Consider the following 16777-nt stretch of genomic DNA (forward strand, 5'->3'; position numbering starts at 1 on the left):
GTGTTCTTGAACGATAGTTTTCTTGCCAATACCACTCAAATCATTATTCTTTCTAAACAAAATAAATGGGACTTATTCGGATGCGCCCTATCGACCTCAATCTCGTACGGACATTCGTGACGCTTTATGAGTCAGGCAGTGTCACGCTCGCCGCCCATAAGCTCAATGTGACGCAACCTTCGGTCAGTTATTCCCTCTCCCGCTTGCGCGAGCTTTTCGACGACCCGCTTTTTTCCAGAACGCGCGACGGCATGGCCCCCACCTTTTGCGCCATGCGTCTTTACACCTCGTTCCGACAGGCCTTGACGCAGATCGAACAGACCTTGAGCGACGCCCAGCACTTCGATCCCGAGCAGTCGCAACGTCGTTTTCGCCTGGCCCTGACGGACCTGGGAGAAACGACGCTCCTGGCTCCCATCCTGCGCCACATGCGCGATCTGGCGCCCAGGGTCGAGCTGGAAGTCGTGCCACTGGAAATCGACAAGGTCGTGTCATGGTTCGACAACAAGAGTGTCGATGCCGTCATATGCAGCCGGGATATTCAGGCGCCCAGTCTGGGGCGACGGCCCATCATCGAAGAGCGTTATGTCGGCCTTCTTGGCCGACGGCATCCGCGTATCGGACAGACATTGAGCATGGAGGCATTCAGCCGTGAGGATCACGTTCAGGTCTCTCCCACGACAGGGCATGGGCTGGTCGAAGATGTCCTGAAGGAACGGGATATCACGCGCAAGGTCAGTGTCGTGGTGCCGCACTTTTCCGCCTTGCCGCGTCTTTTGGAAAGCACGTCGCTACTGGCGATATTGCCAGAGCAGATCGCTGGCCTTTTTACGCAGCAAGCGGACCTCAAGCAGGTGGAATTGCCGTTCGACATTCCCCCAGTCGAGGTCGCTCTCTACTGGTCACGCCAGGTCGACGATTCAGCGGCGCAGGAGTGGTTCAGGCGCACGCTCATCGAAGCGACAAGCCGTCATCATGACGAGACGGTCCCGCCGGAAACGCCCTAGGCGTCAGGGCGCCTCCGGAAGGATCAGAGCCTCCCTATCAGGCGTCGCAAGACGCCTTGAGGGTCATGACATTGTCGTAGGTCTGCGCGCCCGGCAGGCCCTTGCCCTGTAGATCGCTGACATAACGATTGATCGTATCCTTGAGTACCGGGCCCCAGTCCTCGTTCTCGAGCGGGTTTTCGATGGTGATGATTTCATCCCCCGCATCGAGTGCTTCCTGGCGTCCTTCCTCGATCAGTTCGTCGTAGACGCTGGCCGCCTTCATCGACCATTCCATGCCGCTGTGGTCATCGATGACTTTCTTCAGGTCATCCGGCAGGCTGGCGTAGTCGTCCTTGTTCATCGTCGCGATCAGTGCCAGATCGTACAGCGGCACTTCGGTGTGGTAGTTGACGAGCTCGTTGACCCGGAACGTCTTGGCCCCTTCCCAGTTGATACTCAAGCCATCCATCACGCCGCGCTGCAAGGCGGTGTAGATATCCGGCGCGGGCATGCCCACGGGCTGGGCGCCAAGGTCCGCCATCATGTCGCCCACCAGCGAGGTGGGACGGCGCAGCCGCATGCCTTCCAGGTCGCTGGGCGTTTCGAGAAGCTTTTCCTTAGCGTGCAGGTAACCCGGACCGGTCGTGAACATGAACAGCACGTGCGAGTCCGAATACTCCTGGTCAAGGTCGCCCTGGTCATAGAGCTTCTGCAACACGCAGGAACCTTGCCGGCTGCTGTTGGAGACCCCCGGCACCTCGACGACCTGCGTCAGAGGGAAGCGCCCCGAGGTATAACCCTGCGCCGTGGCGCCGATATCGGCGATCCCGTTGACCACGGCTTCGTAGGTAGCGTCGGACTTGGCGAGCGTCTGACCGGGGAACACCTGCACCTCCAGGCGCCCGTCCGAGGCTTCTTCCACGCTGTCGGCCCAGGCCTGGAAGATTTCCTTGTCGATCTTGGATCCCCCCGGCCAGACGTGTGCCAGACGCAGGGTTTCCGCCTGCGCCAGGCCAGGCATCACGGCCAATCCAAGGGTCAAGCCAGCGGCGTAATAGATTGTTTTCATTGTTGGTACCTCATGATGTGTTGATGGCTAGCGTTTGTGTCCTTTCATACCACTCGCGCGTTCCACTCCTGGAATCAGATGAGAAACAGACTGAGCACGGGAAATGCGATCAATAGCGCCAGGCGTACGAAATCGGCGGCGATGAAGGGCGCGACCCCCTTGAAGATCTCGCCCAACCCCACGTGGGGAGCCATGGCCTTGATGACGAAGACGTTCATTCCCACCGGCGGCGTGATCAAGCCCAGCTCGACGGTCAGTACCGTCACGATGCCGAACCAGACCGGGTCGATGCCCACGCTCTGAATGATCGGAAACACCACCGGCACGGTGATCACCAGCATGGCGATGGAGTCCATGAACATGCCGAGCACGAAGTACAGCAGCAGGATGCACAGCAGCACGACAATCGGAGTGAGATCCAGGCTGAACAGGAAATCGCTGATGGTGAAGGAGATCCGCGATACCGAGATGAAATAGCCCAGCGTCTCGGCCCCGACCAGCATGAAGAAGACGACCGAGGAAAGCGCCAGCGTTTCCTGTACCGACTGCCACAAGCCCCGAGCGCGCATGCCTTTGGCCACGGCATACAGCAAGGTGGCGAAGGCCCCGACGCTTGCCCCCTCGGTGGGCGTGAAGGCACCGAAATAGATCCCCAGGATGAGCAGCAGGAAGACACCGAAGAACGGCACCAGGCCCACCAGGGACTTGACCTTCTCACCCCAGGTGGTGGATTCGCCGGCCACGGCCAACGACGGCTTGAGTCGCATCACCACCGTGATCGCCAGCGAATAGAACAAAAGCCCCATCAGGCCGGGAATGAGCCCCGCCATGAACATGTCGCCCACCGATTGCTCGGTCAGGATGGCGTAGATAAGCAGCGCGATGCTCGGCGGAATCATGATGCCCAGCGTGCCACCGGCGGCCAGCGCCCCTGTCGCCAGGCCACGGTTGTAGCCGTAACGCTCCATTTCCGGAAGCGCGACGCGGGTCATGGTGCTCGCGGTAGCCAGGGAGGAGCCGGAAATCGCCGAAAAGATGCCGCAAGAACCGATCGCCGCGATGGCCAGGCCGCCTTTCCAGCCGCCACAGATGACGCGGGTGGAATTGAACAGCTTCCCGGCCATGCCCGAATGCGCCGCCAGCACGCCCATGAGGATGAACATGGGCACCGCGCTGAAGCTGTAATTGGACAGTACTTCCACGGGCACGGATTTGACCATCGACAGGGCCGCGCCCATGTTGATGACCTGCGAGAAACCCACCACCCCGACGATGAGCATCGTCAGCGCCACCGGCACACGCAGCATCATCAGCACCAGCAGCAAGGCCAGGCCGATGCCGCCAATCATTTCACTCCCCATGAGCGGTTTCCTCCTCTTGGCCGAAGACGCCGCTCAGTAGCACATGCAGCAGGCTACGCAAGCTGAGCAACGCACTCAGGAAGGCGGCAAAAAGATAGATGGGTCCCATGGAAATGCGCAGGTCCTGCGTGACCTCGCCATGCTCGAGCGCGCTCATGCCCGAATCGATCAGCCCCGTACAGAGAATGAACCCCATCACGACGAACCCGATCAGATAAAAGCCATGCAGGCGTGTCTTGAGCGCATCGTTCATGCGATGGGTCAGCGCTTCGACCACCACCTGGCTTTTCTCGACGCTCGCGGCCATGGCCGCGAGCAGGGAGAACAGCAACAGATAGCTGACCAGTTCCACGCTGCCGGAGACGCTCAGCGAGACCGCGCCCCCGGTCAGCCGGCCCAGATAGCGCAGTCCCACGTCGAGGATGGTGACCGACAACAATGCCAGCAGCGCCACGCCGGCAATGAGCCTGCACAGGTAACCCAGCCAGTGGCTGAGCCGAGTGAGCCCTTGCTGCATACCGTTCTCTCCTAGGCCTTATTCGGCTGAGCAGGATTTACGTGCTTCGAGGGCGGCGTAATAGACATCACGCGCTTGATCGAGGCCTCGCGACTCCAGGTCGCCGAGGTATTTATCGATGCCCGCCTTGAGTGGTTTCTGCCACGCGGAATCCTCCAGCGGATTGTCGATGACGCGGATGGTGTGCCCCGCCTCTTCGGCCTCCTTCTTGCCGGCCGCATCGATCGAGGCGAAGACCTCGCCGGCGTTGTCGGCCCACTTCATGCCAGAGTTTTCATCGATGGCCTTTTGCTGCTCGGGTGACAGGCTGTCATAGGTGCTCTGGCTCATGGTGGCCACGAAGATCAGCGTGTAGAACGGCACCTGGGTGTGGTACTCGGCCAGCTCGTTGAGCCGGAACGTCTTCATGCCTTCCCAGGGAAAGCTCAGGCCATCGAGCACACCGCGCTGCATGGAGGTGTAGATCTCCGGGGCCGGCATACCCACCGGCTCGGCGCCCATGTTGTCGAGAATATTGCCCGCCACGGCGGTGGGGCGACGCATGCGCAGGCCTTCGAGATCCGACGGTTTCTGCACGTCCGTCTCGCGGGTATGAATGTACCCTGGCCCGGTGGTGAACATGAACAGCACATGGGTATCGTCGTATTCGCTGGCGATCTGACCATCGTCGTAGAGCGTCTGGAGCACGCAGGCTCCTTCCGGCGCCGACGATGCCACGCCCGGCAGCTCCACGATCTGGCTCAGCGGAAAGCGGCCATTGGTGTAGCCCTGCGCGGTGATTCCGATATCGGCGATCCCGTTGGTGACGGCTTCGTAGGTTTCATCGGCCTGACTCAGGGTCTGCGAGGGATAATTCTCGACCTTGAGTTCACCGTTGGAGTCTTTCTCCACCTGCTCGGCCCAGGCGTCGAAGATCTGCTTGTTGATGGCGGAAGCGCCCGGCCAGAAATGCGACATGCGCAATGTCGTTTCCGCCTGCGCGGTGGAGACGGCAGCCGCCGTCAGGGAGAGGGTGAGCATGCAGGTAAGCGTACGTTTCATGGCGTTGATTCCTCTTGTTATCTCGAAGGAGGCCATGCTGGCCTCCTGATTCCACTGCCGTTCCACGACGACCGGAGCCCGGCCGGGCACGGGTTACAGGCTATTGCCCCAGCCCAGTTTCTTGGCCATCGCGAAGGCATGGTTGGCGGCCGGCACACCGGCATAGATCGCGACATGCATCAGCGCCTGGCGCAGCTGCGCTTCGCTCAGGCCGATGCGCTGCGCCGTCTTCAAGTGCAACTCCAATTCACCGTCGCGCCCAAGCGCCGCCAGCACCGCCAGGGTGATCATGCTGCGCTCGGTACGGCTCAAGTCGTCGTTGCCCCACAGCTCGCCCCAGGCCAGACGCGTGATCATGTTCTGGAAGGGCGCATCGAGCGTGGTGGCGTTCTCGCTGGCGCGCTCGACATGCGCCTCGCCCAGCACCTGCTTGCGCGTTTCCAGACCGGCCGCGTAGCTCACGCCCTCGGCCCCGGCGGGAGCGTCGCCCAGCCAGGTACGCAGTCGCTTGGCAACGGCCTCGGGAACTTCCACGCTCGGCACATGGGCGATGCTTTCGAGCACCTCGAGGCGCGCATCGCCGAACTGAGAGGCCAGCGTCTTCAAGGTATCGGGCGGCGTGGAGAGGTCCTCGCGTCCCCCGAGCAAGCGCACCGGCCCCGCGACCCCGCGCAGTTGTCCGCTGAAGTCGGTGTCGGCCAGCATCTCGCAAAGCCGCGCGTAGGACTCGCCATCGGTACGCGCAAGCTGGGTCTTCCAGCCCGTATAGGTGGCCGTATCGCCTTGCGCGAACGCCTCGGAAAACCAGCGCGGAACGATCTCGTCGGCCATGGCGGCCAGGCCTTCCTGGCGCACGCGCGAGGCCCGTGCATGCCAGTTGTCCGGAGTGCCGATGACAGCGCCGGTGTTGGTCAGCACGACATCGGCGAGACGCTCGGGACACTGGATCAGCAACTGCTGACCAACCACGCCGCCGATCGAGGTGCCCACGAAATGAAAACGCGTCACGTCCAGCGCGTCGGCCAGGGCCAGGGCGTCTTCGGCCAGCGCGCGGGGCGTGACCGCCTCGGTCAGGCCACTGCTGGCGCCATGGCCAGGCAGATCCCAGGTCACGCAGCGGAAACGGCCACGCAAGGCGGTGACCACGTCCTCCCACACGTCCTGGCTCATGCCCAGCGGGTGTGCCAACAGCACCGCCGGCAGCGCGGCTTCACCGCTATCGCGATAGGCGATCGTGCGCTCCGCCACCGTCAAGAAAGCCATGCCGTTCTCCTCAAACGCGTTCGATCAAAGTGGCCACGCCCTGGCCCACGCCGACACACATGGTGCAAAGGGCGTAACGCTTGTTCTGTACGTGCAGCTCGTGCGCCGCGGTCAGCAGCAGCCGCGCCCCGGACATGCCCAGCGGATGCCCCAGTGCGATCGCGCCGCCATTGGGATTGACGCGCGGATCGTCATCGGCCACGCCCAGTTCGCGCAGGCATGCCAGCCCCTGGGCGGCGAAGGCTTCGTTGAGCTCGATGATGTCGACCTCATCGATGCCGATACCCAGACGCTCGAGCAGCTTGCGCGTCGCCGGTACCGGGCCCATGCCCATGATGCGGGGTTCGACGCCGGCGGTGGCCATGCCCAGGATCCGCGCCATCGGGGTGAGACCATGGCGCGCGACGGCGGCGTCGCTGGCGACCAGCATCGCCGCCGCTCCGTCGTTGACGCCCGACGCATTACCCGCGGTCACGCTGCCGCCATCGCGAAACGGCGTGGGCAACTTGGCCAGCTTTTCCAGCGTGGTGCCTGCGCGCGGATGCTCGTCCCGATCGACGATCAGGGGCTCCTGCTTGCGACGCGGCACCTCGACCGGCGTGATCTCCTGCGCCAGACGCCCGGACTGCTGGGCGCGCTCGGTCTTCTGCTGCGAGCGCACGGCGAAGGCATCCTGATCCTCGCGGGACACGTGGAACTGCTCGGCCACGTTCTCGGCGGTCTCGGGCATCGACTCGACGCCGTAGTGGTTCTTCATCAGCGGGTTGACGAAACGCCAGCCGATGGTCGTGTCCTCGATCGCCTGGCTGCGCGAGAATGCCGTCTCGGCCTTGCCCATCACGAAAGGGGCGCGCGACATGGACTCCACGCCCCCCGCCAGCGCCAGCTCGAACTCGCCCGCCTTGATGGCGCGAAATGCCGTCCCCACGGCATCCATGCCCGACCCGCACAGGCGATTCAAGGTGGTGCCGGGCACGCTGGTCGGCAGCCCGGCCAGCAGCGCCGACATGCGCGCGACGTTGCGATTGTCCTCGCCGGCCTGGTTGGCGCAGCCCATGATCACTTCATCGATGGCCGCCGGATCGAGGTCCGGCGCCTGGGCCAGCACGGCCCGGAAAATCGTGGCCGCCAGGTCGTCGGGGCGGACGCTGGCCAGCGAGCCGCCGAAACGTCCCACGGCGGAACGCGTGGGGTGACACAACCAAACATCGCTCATCGAATTCTCCTCATGCCTCGCCGGCATGTTTGCGTTCGGTACGCGCCTTGAGATCCCGCAGCACTTCGAGCTCATTCGCGGAAGGCATCGGCGTGGTGTCGAGCTGCTCGGCGAAACGGATATCCCAGCCGGTCGCGTCCTGCACCTGCTCGACGGTCACGCCCGGATGCAGCGATACCACCACCAGCTCGCGGGTCTCGGGGTCGGGCTTCATCACGCACAGGTCGGTGATCACCCGAGTCGGACCACGGCCGATATTGGGCACCCCGTCACGCGCCTTGCCGTCGCGGCCAAAGCCGAGGGTAGTGATGAAATCCACCTGATCGACAAAGGTCCGCTTGGAATGCTTGAGCGTGATGAAGACTTCGCCTGCACAGGTCGCGATCTCCGGAGCCCCGCCGCCGCCGGGCAAGCGCACCTTGGGCGCCTGATAATCGCCGATCAGCGTGGTGTTGAGGTTGCAGTAGCGATCGATCTGCGCGGTGCCCAGAAAGCCCACATCGATCTTGCCGCCCTGCAACCAGTAGCGGAACATTTCCGGCACCGACACGGTGGTCAGCGCCGACTCGCAAAGTTCGCCGTCGCCGATGGAAAGCGGCAGCACGTCCGGCTTGGTCTGCAGGGTGCCGGACTCATAGATCAGTACCACGTCCGGTGCATGTGTCAGGCGCGCCAGGTTGGCGGCCTCGGACGGCAAGCCGATGCCCACGAAACACGTCATGCCGTTCTCCAGCGCCTTCGCCGCCGTCACGGTCATCATTTCCGCGGAGGTGTACTCGATACTCATTGGGCCTGCCCCCCTGCGTTGAAGACGTTCTCGTCGAGCCATGTCTGGAAGGTGTCACGGTCGCGCGCGATGGTATCCCACTCCTTGTAGAAGCGGTTGTTGCGCGGGTAGTAACCGTGGGCATAGGAGGGATAGGCGCCCTTCTCGGCCACGGCGATGGCGTCGATGGCCCAGCCGGGGATCACGCAGGCATTGGGACCGGCCTCGAGATCGTCGACGATCTCCTCGACGGTGACGATGCTCTTGCCCGCCGCCAGAATCGCCTCCTTCTGCACGCCGATGATGCCCTCCACGAGAACATTGCCCTTGCGATCGGCCTTCTGCGCATGCACCAAGGACACGTCCGGGCGTACTGAAGGCACCGCCGCGAGGCGCTCGCCGGTGAACGGGCACTCGATGAACTTGATCTGATCGTTGACGCTGGGCAGCTCGCTGCCCACATAACCGCGCAGCACCGCCAGCGGCAGGCCCGCCGCGCCGGCCTCGAAGGCACAGGCCATGGCCGCATGACTGTGCTCGAAGATCTCCACCTTGTGCGGCCAGCCTTTCTCCACCGCATCGCGCAGGCGATGCAAGGAGCCCACCCCGGGGTTGCCGCCCCACGAGAAGATCAGCTTCTTGGCGCAGCCGGCGCCGATCAATTGGTCGTAGACCAGGTCCGGCGTCATGCGAATCAGCGTCAGGTCGCGCTTGCGCTGGCGAATGACTTCATGCCCGGCGGCGAAAGGAATCAGGTGGGTGAAGCCTTCCATGGCCACGGTCGCGCCATCCTCGACGTAGCGCGCCACAGCGTCATGCAGGCTAAGAAATTCGGCCATGCGGATTGCCTCGCAAGTTGTTCGCTTAGTGAACACTGGTTTGTGATACGAACAAAATTATCGGGATTACCGCAGGGGGTCAAACGCGCGAGGTGGGCAACGGCATGCCGTCGCCCACCTCGCCAGGTGCCGAAGATCAATTCAAAAACAGGGGGTTACATCGACTCCAGGACCACCAGTGCACGCTGGACCTGCTCCTGGCTACTACCAATGTATAAACCCGGGTCGACACAACGACGTAGCCGCTGTGCCTCGACACGCCCCGCCACCGCCGGGTGGGCGAGCAATACCTCGGCATATTCGCGGCGCTCAAGGCGCGACGTCTCGGCGGCCTCCCTGGCGATGCGCTGCGCCTCGTCAGCCCCCAGGATGTCACCCAGCAGGCGCGCCGCGGGCTCGGCCATGATCGCGCCGCCCATCAGCGTCAGGTTGCGGCGCATCGTCTCGGCATGCACCTCCAGGCCTTCCCAGAGTTCGGCCAGGGATACCAGGGCCCCCTCCATCAGCAGGACCGCATCCAGCATCGGCGCCCACTCGGCATGCCACTCCCCGAGCCCACGCTCGAGGGGTTGCGCGCCGGCATGGCTGAGCGTCGCGGCCTGACCATGAATCTGACGAGCCGCCGCCCGCAGTCGGGCGCAGATCACCGGGTTGCGCTTGTGCGGCATCGACGACGAGCCCCCCGCGCCGGGGACCGCCGGCTCGCTGACCTCGGCCACCTCGGACTGGGTCAGCAGGGAGACATCCAGGGCGACTTTCTCGACCCCCACCGCCACCGCATCGACGGCACCGGACAAGGCCAGGATCGGCTGGCGATTGGTATGCCAGGGCAGCAACGGCGACGCCAGCCCAAGCCGCTCGGCCACGCGATCCATCACCTCCAGCCCCTGGGCATCCAGTCCCGAGTGAACGCCCACCGCGCCACCGAATTGCAGATAGAGCCCGGTCTCGGTCACGTCTCTCAGTCGTCGTTCGGCCTGCGCCAGGTTCTCCGCCCATTGCGCGACCTTGACCCCGAAGGTGATCGGCAACGCCTGCTGCATCAGCGTACGCCCGACCATGGGCGTGCCGGCGTGTCGACGCATGAGCGCACAACCGGCCTTGCGACTACGTTTCATGAGAGCGAGGCATGCCTCGAGGCGCGGCTTGAGCAGCAACATCAAGGCGGTGTCGAGAATATCCTGGCTGGTCGCGCCACGGTGGAAATGTGCCTTGAGCTCGTCGGGCAGGGCCGCCTTGGCCTGCTTGACGAAGGGAATCGCCGCATTGCCGCCCAGCACGGTACCGTGCGCCATCGCGTCCATGTCGAAGACATGCTCCGCGAGCACTCGCTCGATCTCGGCCGCGACTCCGCCCGGCAGGATGCCCAGTCTCTCCTGCTCGGTGGCCAGCGCGACCTCGACGGTACACATGGCAGCGACCAGATCCTGGGCTTGCGTCGCTGCGCGCCCCTCGTCACTCATGAAAGGATGGCGAAGCAGGGTGTCGTACATACGAATCTCCAACGGCGATTTATCGAACAAATGTTCGCATTTCGAACTTTTATGATAGATTGCCCCTACGTACCCCACAATCGACAACGAGGCAATACGCGACATGGCATCACAAGACGGAGCGCTTACCCCGGATGACAGGGATTTCGTGGCCGCATTGGCAAGCGGCCTTGAGGTCATCATGGCCTTCGATCAAGCCAACCCTCGCATGACCTTGAGCGAAGTGGCCGCGAAGACCCAGATGAATCGAGCCAAGGCCCGGCGCTTTTTATTGACGCTGCATGCGCTGGGGTACGTACGCAAGCAGGAGCGATATTTCGAACTGTCGCCCAAGGCTCTCCAGTTGGGATATGCCTTTCTCTCGGCGAACAATTACCACAACGCCATCCAAAAGTATCTGGAAGACGTCACGCTGGAAACGGGCGAGTCCTCGTCTCTCGGTGTGCTCGATGGCAAGGACGTGATCTACGTGGCGCGCTCCGCCGCCAAGCATCGCCTGATGGCCATCACCCTGGCAGTGGGCACCCGCCTGCCCACGATCTACACCTCGATGGGCAGAATGCTGCTGAGCACATTGGATATCGAAGAGCGTCGACGCATCCTTTCAGAAAGCGATCTCGTCGCGCATACCTCACACAGCATCACCGATATTCATCAGCTCGAAGAGGCAATCGATACGGCAGGAAAGCAGGGATATTGCATCGTCGACCAGGAGCTGGACTCCGGCTTGCGGTCGCTTGCCGTCCCCATTTTCAGCGGAGGCGGGCGCTTGATCGGTGCGATGAACGTCTCGACCAACTCCGCTCGGGTCCCCCTCGAACGGCTCACCGACCACATCCTTCCCTGCCTTCAGCAAAAGGCCCTGGAAATTAAAGAAACATTGATTTAATCGCCGAAAACACTGCCACAACCAAAGTATAAGCGTGTAAAAACCGCTTCAATACAAAGCGTTACCTTCTCTCCACCAATTGCACGGCCCTTCCGCATTGACAGGAAGGGCTTTTTTTTTCAGCTTTCATGTACGCAAGACGAATCAAGGTTCGTATTGCGAACAAAACATAACGAATAAATCATTAGCCGGGGAATAAAGATGGCAATCAAGCAAGCATGGCTGGCCTCTCTCGCCCTCTCTCTTTCACGGGCCAATTCAGCGGGAGGTCATTAAAACGTCATCAGAAAAATGCATGGGGAGGCGATGAAAAATTAATTTTCCCCACGCCTGAGAACCGCATACTCGTTCATGCGCAAACCGCTCATAACTTCCTACAAAGGGCAGCTCACAAATGCGATCCGAAATAACAAAATTCAAGATGACCAAACTCGCGCTCTGCGTGTCACTCGTGTCAGGCATGGCGGCCGTGACGACCGCTCCCGCTCACGCCTTTGACGTCGTCGAAGCAGGACAACCCATTGTCACCGGCGAACCTAGCCGTGTAGGCCCGCCGTGGAATCATCGGTCGACCATCAACATCCCGGGCACCGAGACCGACATCGCTTTCGGTGGCTACGTCAAGCTCGATATGCTCTACGATTTCGACTATGACCTCGGCAAGGCCACCGATCCCTATGCGATCATGGACCCGTCGAATCGTACTGATGGGCGTAGCGATTTCACCGCCTATGAGTCGCGGCTCAACTTCCGTACGCACACCATGACCGATTACGGTCGTTTGACGACCTATTTCGAAGGGCATTTCATCCCCGATGGGAAATTCAATCTGCGTCATGCCTACGGCGAACTCAACGGCTTCCTCGCCGGGCGTACCTGGACGAACTTCATGAGTTTCGTGGGCGGGACGCGCACCCTGGCATTGGGTGATCCCAAGGGCTATGCCTTCGAGCGCCAGGCGCAGTTGCGCTATACCCAGCCGGTGGGCGCGGGCAACCTGTCATTCGCCGTGGAGGACCCGGATACGGTGATCGCGCGTGACGACGCCGGCGTCGCCGACGGTGAGAGCCAGTTGCCCGATTTGACGGTACGCTACGAATACAAGCGCCTGTTCGCTCTTTCCGGGGTGGCACGCAAGCTCTCCACCAACAACATCACCAATACCGTGGATGACGAGACCACCGGCTACGGGGTGCAGGCACAGTTCAACCTGCCCTTTACCCCCATGACGAGCCTGCGTGGTAGTGCCGCCTACGGCGAAGGCATCGGCAATTACATGGGCAACCCCGGCAATACCGGGCACCGCAATGCTCCCGATGTCTACGTCAATGACGACAACGAACTCGAGGCCGTCGAGACGCGTGCCTTCGGTGTTTCCCTGAACCATAACTGGACCGATGACTGGTTCAGCTCCGTCGGCTTTTCCCGGCTCGATCAGGACATGCCCGAAAACTACGGCAGCCAGTTCGAGACCATCGACTACGCCTTTGCCAACGTCATCTGGGATGTCACCCAGCGCCTTACCGTGGGTCTCGAGTATCAGAATGCCGAGGTCGAGCAGATCAACGGCAATTCCGATGACGCAAGCCGCCTGCAGGCAAGCGCCATCTTCCAGTTCTAGTGATACGGCAATGATCGATCGTGATTTCGGCTGGCGTTTCGCCAGCCTTTTTCATTTCAGGAGAGGGGAAAGACAATAGAAAGCAGAAGGTTTACACCATGTGATGGGAGAGCTTATCGAGAATCCGCATGGTAGGAAGGCAGGAAGAAAACGAAGCTTCCGGGGCACGCTCCTCAATGATAGCCGTCACGAACTCGGCATCCTGGGCGTGAAATCCAGGTGTCGACAGCGGCACGACATTTCCCTCGTGGTCCTTGAGTTCGTCACGATACGCCAGCAAGGTATTTTCCTCGCCAATGTAGCGATAAAACCCGCCAAAGGGACCGTGATTGTTGAAGGAAAGCGCCAGCGTGGCCAGCGTACCGTCGGTCGCCCGCAGGCCGATGTTCATGTCCATGGCGATGCCAAGTTCCGAATGCAGTGGCCCTTGACTTCCCCACCCGCTGAGCTCGTCATCGTCCAGCAACCAGGCGAAGAGATCCACGCTATGGCAGGCATGGTGCCATAACAGATGATCCGTCCAGCCGCGCGGTTCGCCTTGCATGTTGAGGTTTTCGCGACGCAGGAAATACGTCTCGCTCACCAGATGCTGAAGATGGAACTCCCCCGCCCGAAGACGGCGCTTCATTTCGCGATGCGGTGCATTGAAGCGACGTGTGTGGGCTACCATGGCGACGGTGCTTGCCTCGCGGGCTCGCGCCGTCATGCGCTCGGCATCCGCCAGGTTCAGGCTCATGGGAATTTCGCAGAGGACATGTTTACCGGCATCGATCGCCTGCTCTGCCTGGCGGGCATGCAACGGGCTCGGCGTCGCCAGGATCACGGCATCGACTCCGGATGCCTCCAGTGCATGCGCATAATCGGTGAAGACACGTTCAATGCCCCAGGTCTCGGCAAAGCGACGCGTATTGTGCTCATCGCCACCGGCGACGGCCACGACACGGGCGGCGGGAACATGGCCCAGGGCCTGCATGTGAATCGCGGCAATGGCCCCTTCACCGACCATCAGGATGCGTACAGGGGATTTCATCGTCACGTCTCGACCGTTTCATCCATTTCGATTGGAGAGTGGTGACACAACGGTCGCGTGGAGGCAAGGCGGAAACGTCACGACACCGACGAATCCGGCAGGATCACGCGCGCATCCCCAGGCGGCTCGGCATACAGGCACTCGGCGAGTTCCGTATAACGCTCGCGCACCAGCCGCTGATTGACAGAGCCCTTGTCGGTCAGCTCGCCACGGTCGACGGACAGCGGCCGATCCAGCAGCAACAGGCGCTCCAGGCGCATGGAGCTCGACTGCCCCTGGCGATGCGTCGCCAGACGCTGGGCGAACCATTGATGCAGGGTGTCGTCGTGCGCCAATTCGCCCAGCGATGACGGTGCCGCATCGCCCAGGTGCTGCCGGCATGCCGGCACGTTCAGCACCACGAAACCGGCCAGGGCATCACGCCCCTCGCCGACCACCACCACGTCCTGCACCAGTGGAGCGAAGTGCTCGATGAGACGCAGACGCAGAATGCCGACATTGACCCAGGTGCCCGTCACGAGCTTGAAGTTCTCGCTCAACCGACCGTCGAAGATCAGCCCCCGCTCGGGGCGGTCGGGATCGACGAAACGCATCGCGTCCCCGGTGCAATAGTAGCCTTCGTCGTCGAACGCCTCGGCGCTGCGCGTCTCATCACGCCAGTAGCCCGGCGTGACATTGAGCCCCTTGAGACGGGCCTCCCACTTGTCGTCCGTGGCCACCAGCTTGAGCGACATGCCCGGCACGGGCCGACCGATCAGCCCCGGCGTGTCGCTGGCCTCCTCGGTGCAGAACGCCAGGCACGCCTCGGTGGAGCCCAGGCCCGTCAGCATGGGCACGGGATGCCCGAGCGAACGCTCGCCGAAGGCATCCAGCGCATCGCGTACATGCACCGGCAGCACGGCGCCGCCGAAGTGCATCATCTCGAGGTCGCGGAAGAAAGACGTGCGCAATGCGTCATCGTCGCGCAGATGCTCGACCAGGGCCTCGAACCCCTTGGGCACGTTGCAATAGAAGGTCGGCGATATCTCGCGCAGGTTGGCCACCGTGCGCCGTACCCCCTCGGCGGTGGGATTGCCGTCGTCGATGTACAGCGAACCGCCGTTGTGGATGGTCATGCCCAGGATCGTGTTACCGCCGAAGGTATGGTGCCAGGGCAACCAGTCCACCAGCACGGGCTTGCGCCGCGACAAGAACGCCAGGCGTTGCGCGAGCATGGCCTGATTGCTGCACAGCATGCGGTGCGTGTTGATCACCGCCTTGGGCATCCCCGTCGACCCCGACGTAAACAGCAGCTTGGCGATGCTATCCGCTGTCACGCCGGCATGGGCGTCGTCGACCGCGCCGCTCGCCGGCGTTTCCGCCAGTGCCTCCAGCGCCAGTGCCCGCTGGCTCGGACGTACCGCCACGCAGGCCGTGCCGGGCTCGCAAACCGCCGCCAGTGCCGTCTCGAAACGCGCCTCGTCGTCGACGAAGATCATCCCCGGCGTCACCAGGTCAACGACGTGACGCAACTTGGCGAAGTCCTCCGACAACAGCGCATACGAGGGCGATACCGGTACATAGGGGATGCCCACGTGCATCGCGGCGCAGGCCAGCAACGCATGATCGATGCCATTGCCCGAGAGCACCATCAGCGGTCGCTCGACCGACAGGCCATGGTCCAGCAGGGCCTGTGCCAGACGCGCCACGCGCGGCATCGCCTCACCGAAGGTCAGCGTCCGCCAGGCACGATGCGTCCCCTCGCGCTCGGCCAGGAACGTGCGCGACGGCGTCTCGCTGGCCCAGTGCACGAGGCGCTGGGTCACGCAACGGGGATACTCCGAGACCTCGCCACCGAAGAGCCAATGCGTCTGCGGGGACGCATCGTTCACGGAACGTGACTCGTCTGGCCGGTTGCCGGAAGGGGACGACATGAAAGGGGCTCCATTAGTCTGTGATGTCTCTTGTTATTGAGCGATTCGTTCTTTCATCAACGACGCAATGGATATAGTTATAATGGGTAACTATTTTTTTGACTAGATACGCTACATGAGACTTTAGATGCACAAGAAGGCCAAACTCCCCGCGATGTTGCCTATCCTTGGCGATATCGGAAACAATGCACCCACCAGATGATTCTCATATTAACTATACCGCCGGATAAGGAAGCTTCATGACGACATCCAAGAAACCCACTTCCCCGGAGCGACCTTCTCTCGAGGAAGCCTACCCCACCACCGTCGAAGGGCTGGTGCTCGAGGAACGTCTCGGCTATGCACTACGACGCGCCCAGCTCAAGGTTTTCAAGCACTTCGACGAGGCCATGCGCGAGCACGACATCCGCCCGGCGCAGTTCTCGTCGTTGGTCGTCATCGAGGGCTATCCGGGCGTGACGCAATCCAGCCTGGCCCAGACGCTGAGCATCGACCCCCCGCGAGTCGTTAGTCTGATCAACAGTCTCGAGGAGCGCGGCCTGGCGATGCGAGTGCGCTGCAAGCGCGACCGTCGCTCGCACGGCATCTTCCTGACCAAGACCGGCGAAGCGCTGGTAGGGCGCCTGAAAGACTTGGCCGAACAAAGCGATTTGGAGGCGACTCAATCACTTAGTGAAATAGAGCGGCGTCAGTTACTGACCTTGCTGCGCAAGGTCTATGCATCGGAAGAAGGTGGCGACTAATCCTTTAGGCGCAATTCCCGGCAAATT

15 protein-coding genes are annotated in these 16777 nt (G+C 62.1%); 4 read left to right on the forward strand and 11 right to left on the reverse strand.

Translation table 11 applies throughout. From position 1 onward, the window contains the following. Positions 1–80 precede the first annotated feature (80 nt). Entirely contained in the window at positions 81–1007 is a 927-nt protein-coding gene (locus ABGX75_RS14405) for a LysR family transcriptional regulator (RefSeq protein ID WP_110060854.1), read from the forward strand. A gap of 37 nt (positions 1008–1044) precedes the next feature. On the opposite strand, the gene ABGX75_RS14410 is transcribed toward ABGX75_RS14405, so the two are convergent. The 9 genes from ABGX75_RS14410 to ABGX75_RS14450 form a co-directional block, all read right to left on the reverse strand. Then, positions 1045–2058, reverse strand: a complete 1014-nt coding sequence (locus ABGX75_RS14410) for a TRAP transporter substrate-binding protein (protein ID WP_110060855.1) — start codon at positions 2056–2058, stop codon at positions 1045–1047. Positions 2059–2132: 74 nt separating this feature from the next. Then, positions 2133–3419, reverse strand: a complete 1287-nt coding sequence (locus ABGX75_RS14415; protein ID WP_347411061.1) for a TRAP transporter large permease — start codon at positions 3417–3419, stop codon at positions 2133–2135. After that, positions 3409–3936, reverse strand: coding sequence for a TRAP transporter small permease subunit (locus tag ABGX75_RS14420; RefSeq protein ID WP_347411062.1), 528 nt, complete (start codon positions 3934–3936; stop codon positions 3409–3411). The genes ABGX75_RS14415 and ABGX75_RS14420 overlap by 11 nt, the downstream gene beginning before the upstream one ends. Before the next feature lie 18 nt (positions 3937–3954). Then, positions 3955–4977, reverse strand: coding sequence for a TRAP transporter substrate-binding protein (locus tag ABGX75_RS14425; protein ID WP_110060856.1), 1023 nt, complete (start codon positions 4975–4977; stop codon positions 3955–3957). Between the two features lie 93 nt (positions 4978–5070). Then, a complete protein-coding gene (locus ABGX75_RS14430; protein WP_347411063.1) occupies positions 5071–6240 on the reverse strand; it encodes an alpha/beta fold hydrolase in 1170 nt (389 codons plus the stop codon). A gap of 10 nt (positions 6241–6250) precedes the next feature. Further along, positions 6251–7456: a 3-oxoadipyl-CoA thiolase gene (pcaF, locus tag ABGX75_RS14435; RefSeq protein WP_179152576.1), complete on the reverse strand. Its 1206-nt coding sequence runs from the start codon at positions 7454–7456 to the stop codon at positions 6251–6253. Positions 7457–7466: 10 nt separating this feature from the next. Then, positions 7467–8237 carry a CoA-transferase subunit beta gene (locus ABGX75_RS14440; protein ID WP_347411080.1) on the reverse strand — a complete coding sequence of 257 codons (771 nt, stop codon included), beginning with the start codon at positions 8235–8237 and terminating at the stop codon, positions 7467–7469. A gap of 2 nt (positions 8238–8239) precedes the next feature. Further along, positions 8240–9061, reverse strand: coding sequence for a CoA transferase subunit A (locus ABGX75_RS14445; RefSeq protein ID WP_035414865.1), 822 nt, complete (start codon positions 9059–9061; stop codon positions 8240–8242). Between the two features lie 155 nt (positions 9062–9216). Next, positions 9217–10554 (reverse strand): adenylosuccinate lyase family protein, encoded by a 1338-nt coding sequence (locus ABGX75_RS14450; RefSeq protein ID WP_347411064.1) that lies wholly within the window; start codon positions 10552–10554, stop codon positions 9217–9219. 103 nt (positions 10555–10657) lie between these two features. On the opposite strand from ABGX75_RS14450, the gene ABGX75_RS14455 reads away from it, so the two are divergent. Together ABGX75_RS14455 and ABGX75_RS14460 are read left to right on the forward strand one after the other, a co-directional pair. Continuing rightward, positions 10658–11443 carry an IclR family transcriptional regulator C-terminal domain-containing protein gene (locus tag ABGX75_RS14455; protein WP_347411065.1) on the forward strand — a complete coding sequence of 262 codons (786 nt, stop codon included), beginning with the start codon at positions 10658–10660 and terminating at the stop codon, positions 11441–11443. A 460-nt stretch (positions 11444–11903) separates the two neighbouring features. Then, positions 11904–13064, forward strand: coding sequence for a DcaP family trimeric outer membrane transporter (locus tag ABGX75_RS14460; protein WP_179152563.1), 1161 nt, complete (start codon positions 11904–11906; stop codon positions 13062–13064). 91 nt (positions 13065–13155) lie between these two features. Here ABGX75_RS14460 and ABGX75_RS14465 read toward each other — a convergent pair whose 3' ends face one another. Together ABGX75_RS14465 and ABGX75_RS14470 are read right to left on the reverse strand one after the other, a co-directional pair. Next, a complete protein-coding gene (locus tag ABGX75_RS14465) occupies positions 13156–14094 on the reverse strand; it encodes a Gfo/Idh/MocA family oxidoreductase (protein ID WP_179152562.1) in 939 nt (312 codons plus the stop codon). A 77-nt stretch (positions 14095–14171) separates the two neighbouring features. Beyond that, positions 14172–15965 (reverse strand): feruloyl-CoA synthase, encoded by a 1794-nt coding sequence (locus ABGX75_RS14470; RefSeq protein ID WP_347411066.1) that lies wholly within the window; start codon positions 15963–15965, stop codon positions 14172–14174. Between the two features lie 281 nt (positions 15966–16246). Here ABGX75_RS14470 and ABGX75_RS14475 point away from each other — a divergent pair, with 281 nt between their 5' ends. Continuing rightward, on the forward strand, positions 16247–16750 hold the full coding sequence (locus tag ABGX75_RS14475) for a MarR family winged helix-turn-helix transcriptional regulator (RefSeq protein ID WP_347411067.1): 504 nt from the start codon (positions 16247–16249) through the stop codon (positions 16748–16750). The last annotated feature ends 27 nt before the right edge of the window (positions 16751–16777 follow it).

The sequence above is a fragment of the Chromohalobacter sp. genome (genome assembly GCF_039830575.1).
GTDB classification, from domain to species: domain Bacteria; phylum Pseudomonadota; class Gammaproteobacteria; order Pseudomonadales; family Halomonadaceae; genus Chromohalobacter; species Chromohalobacter israelensis.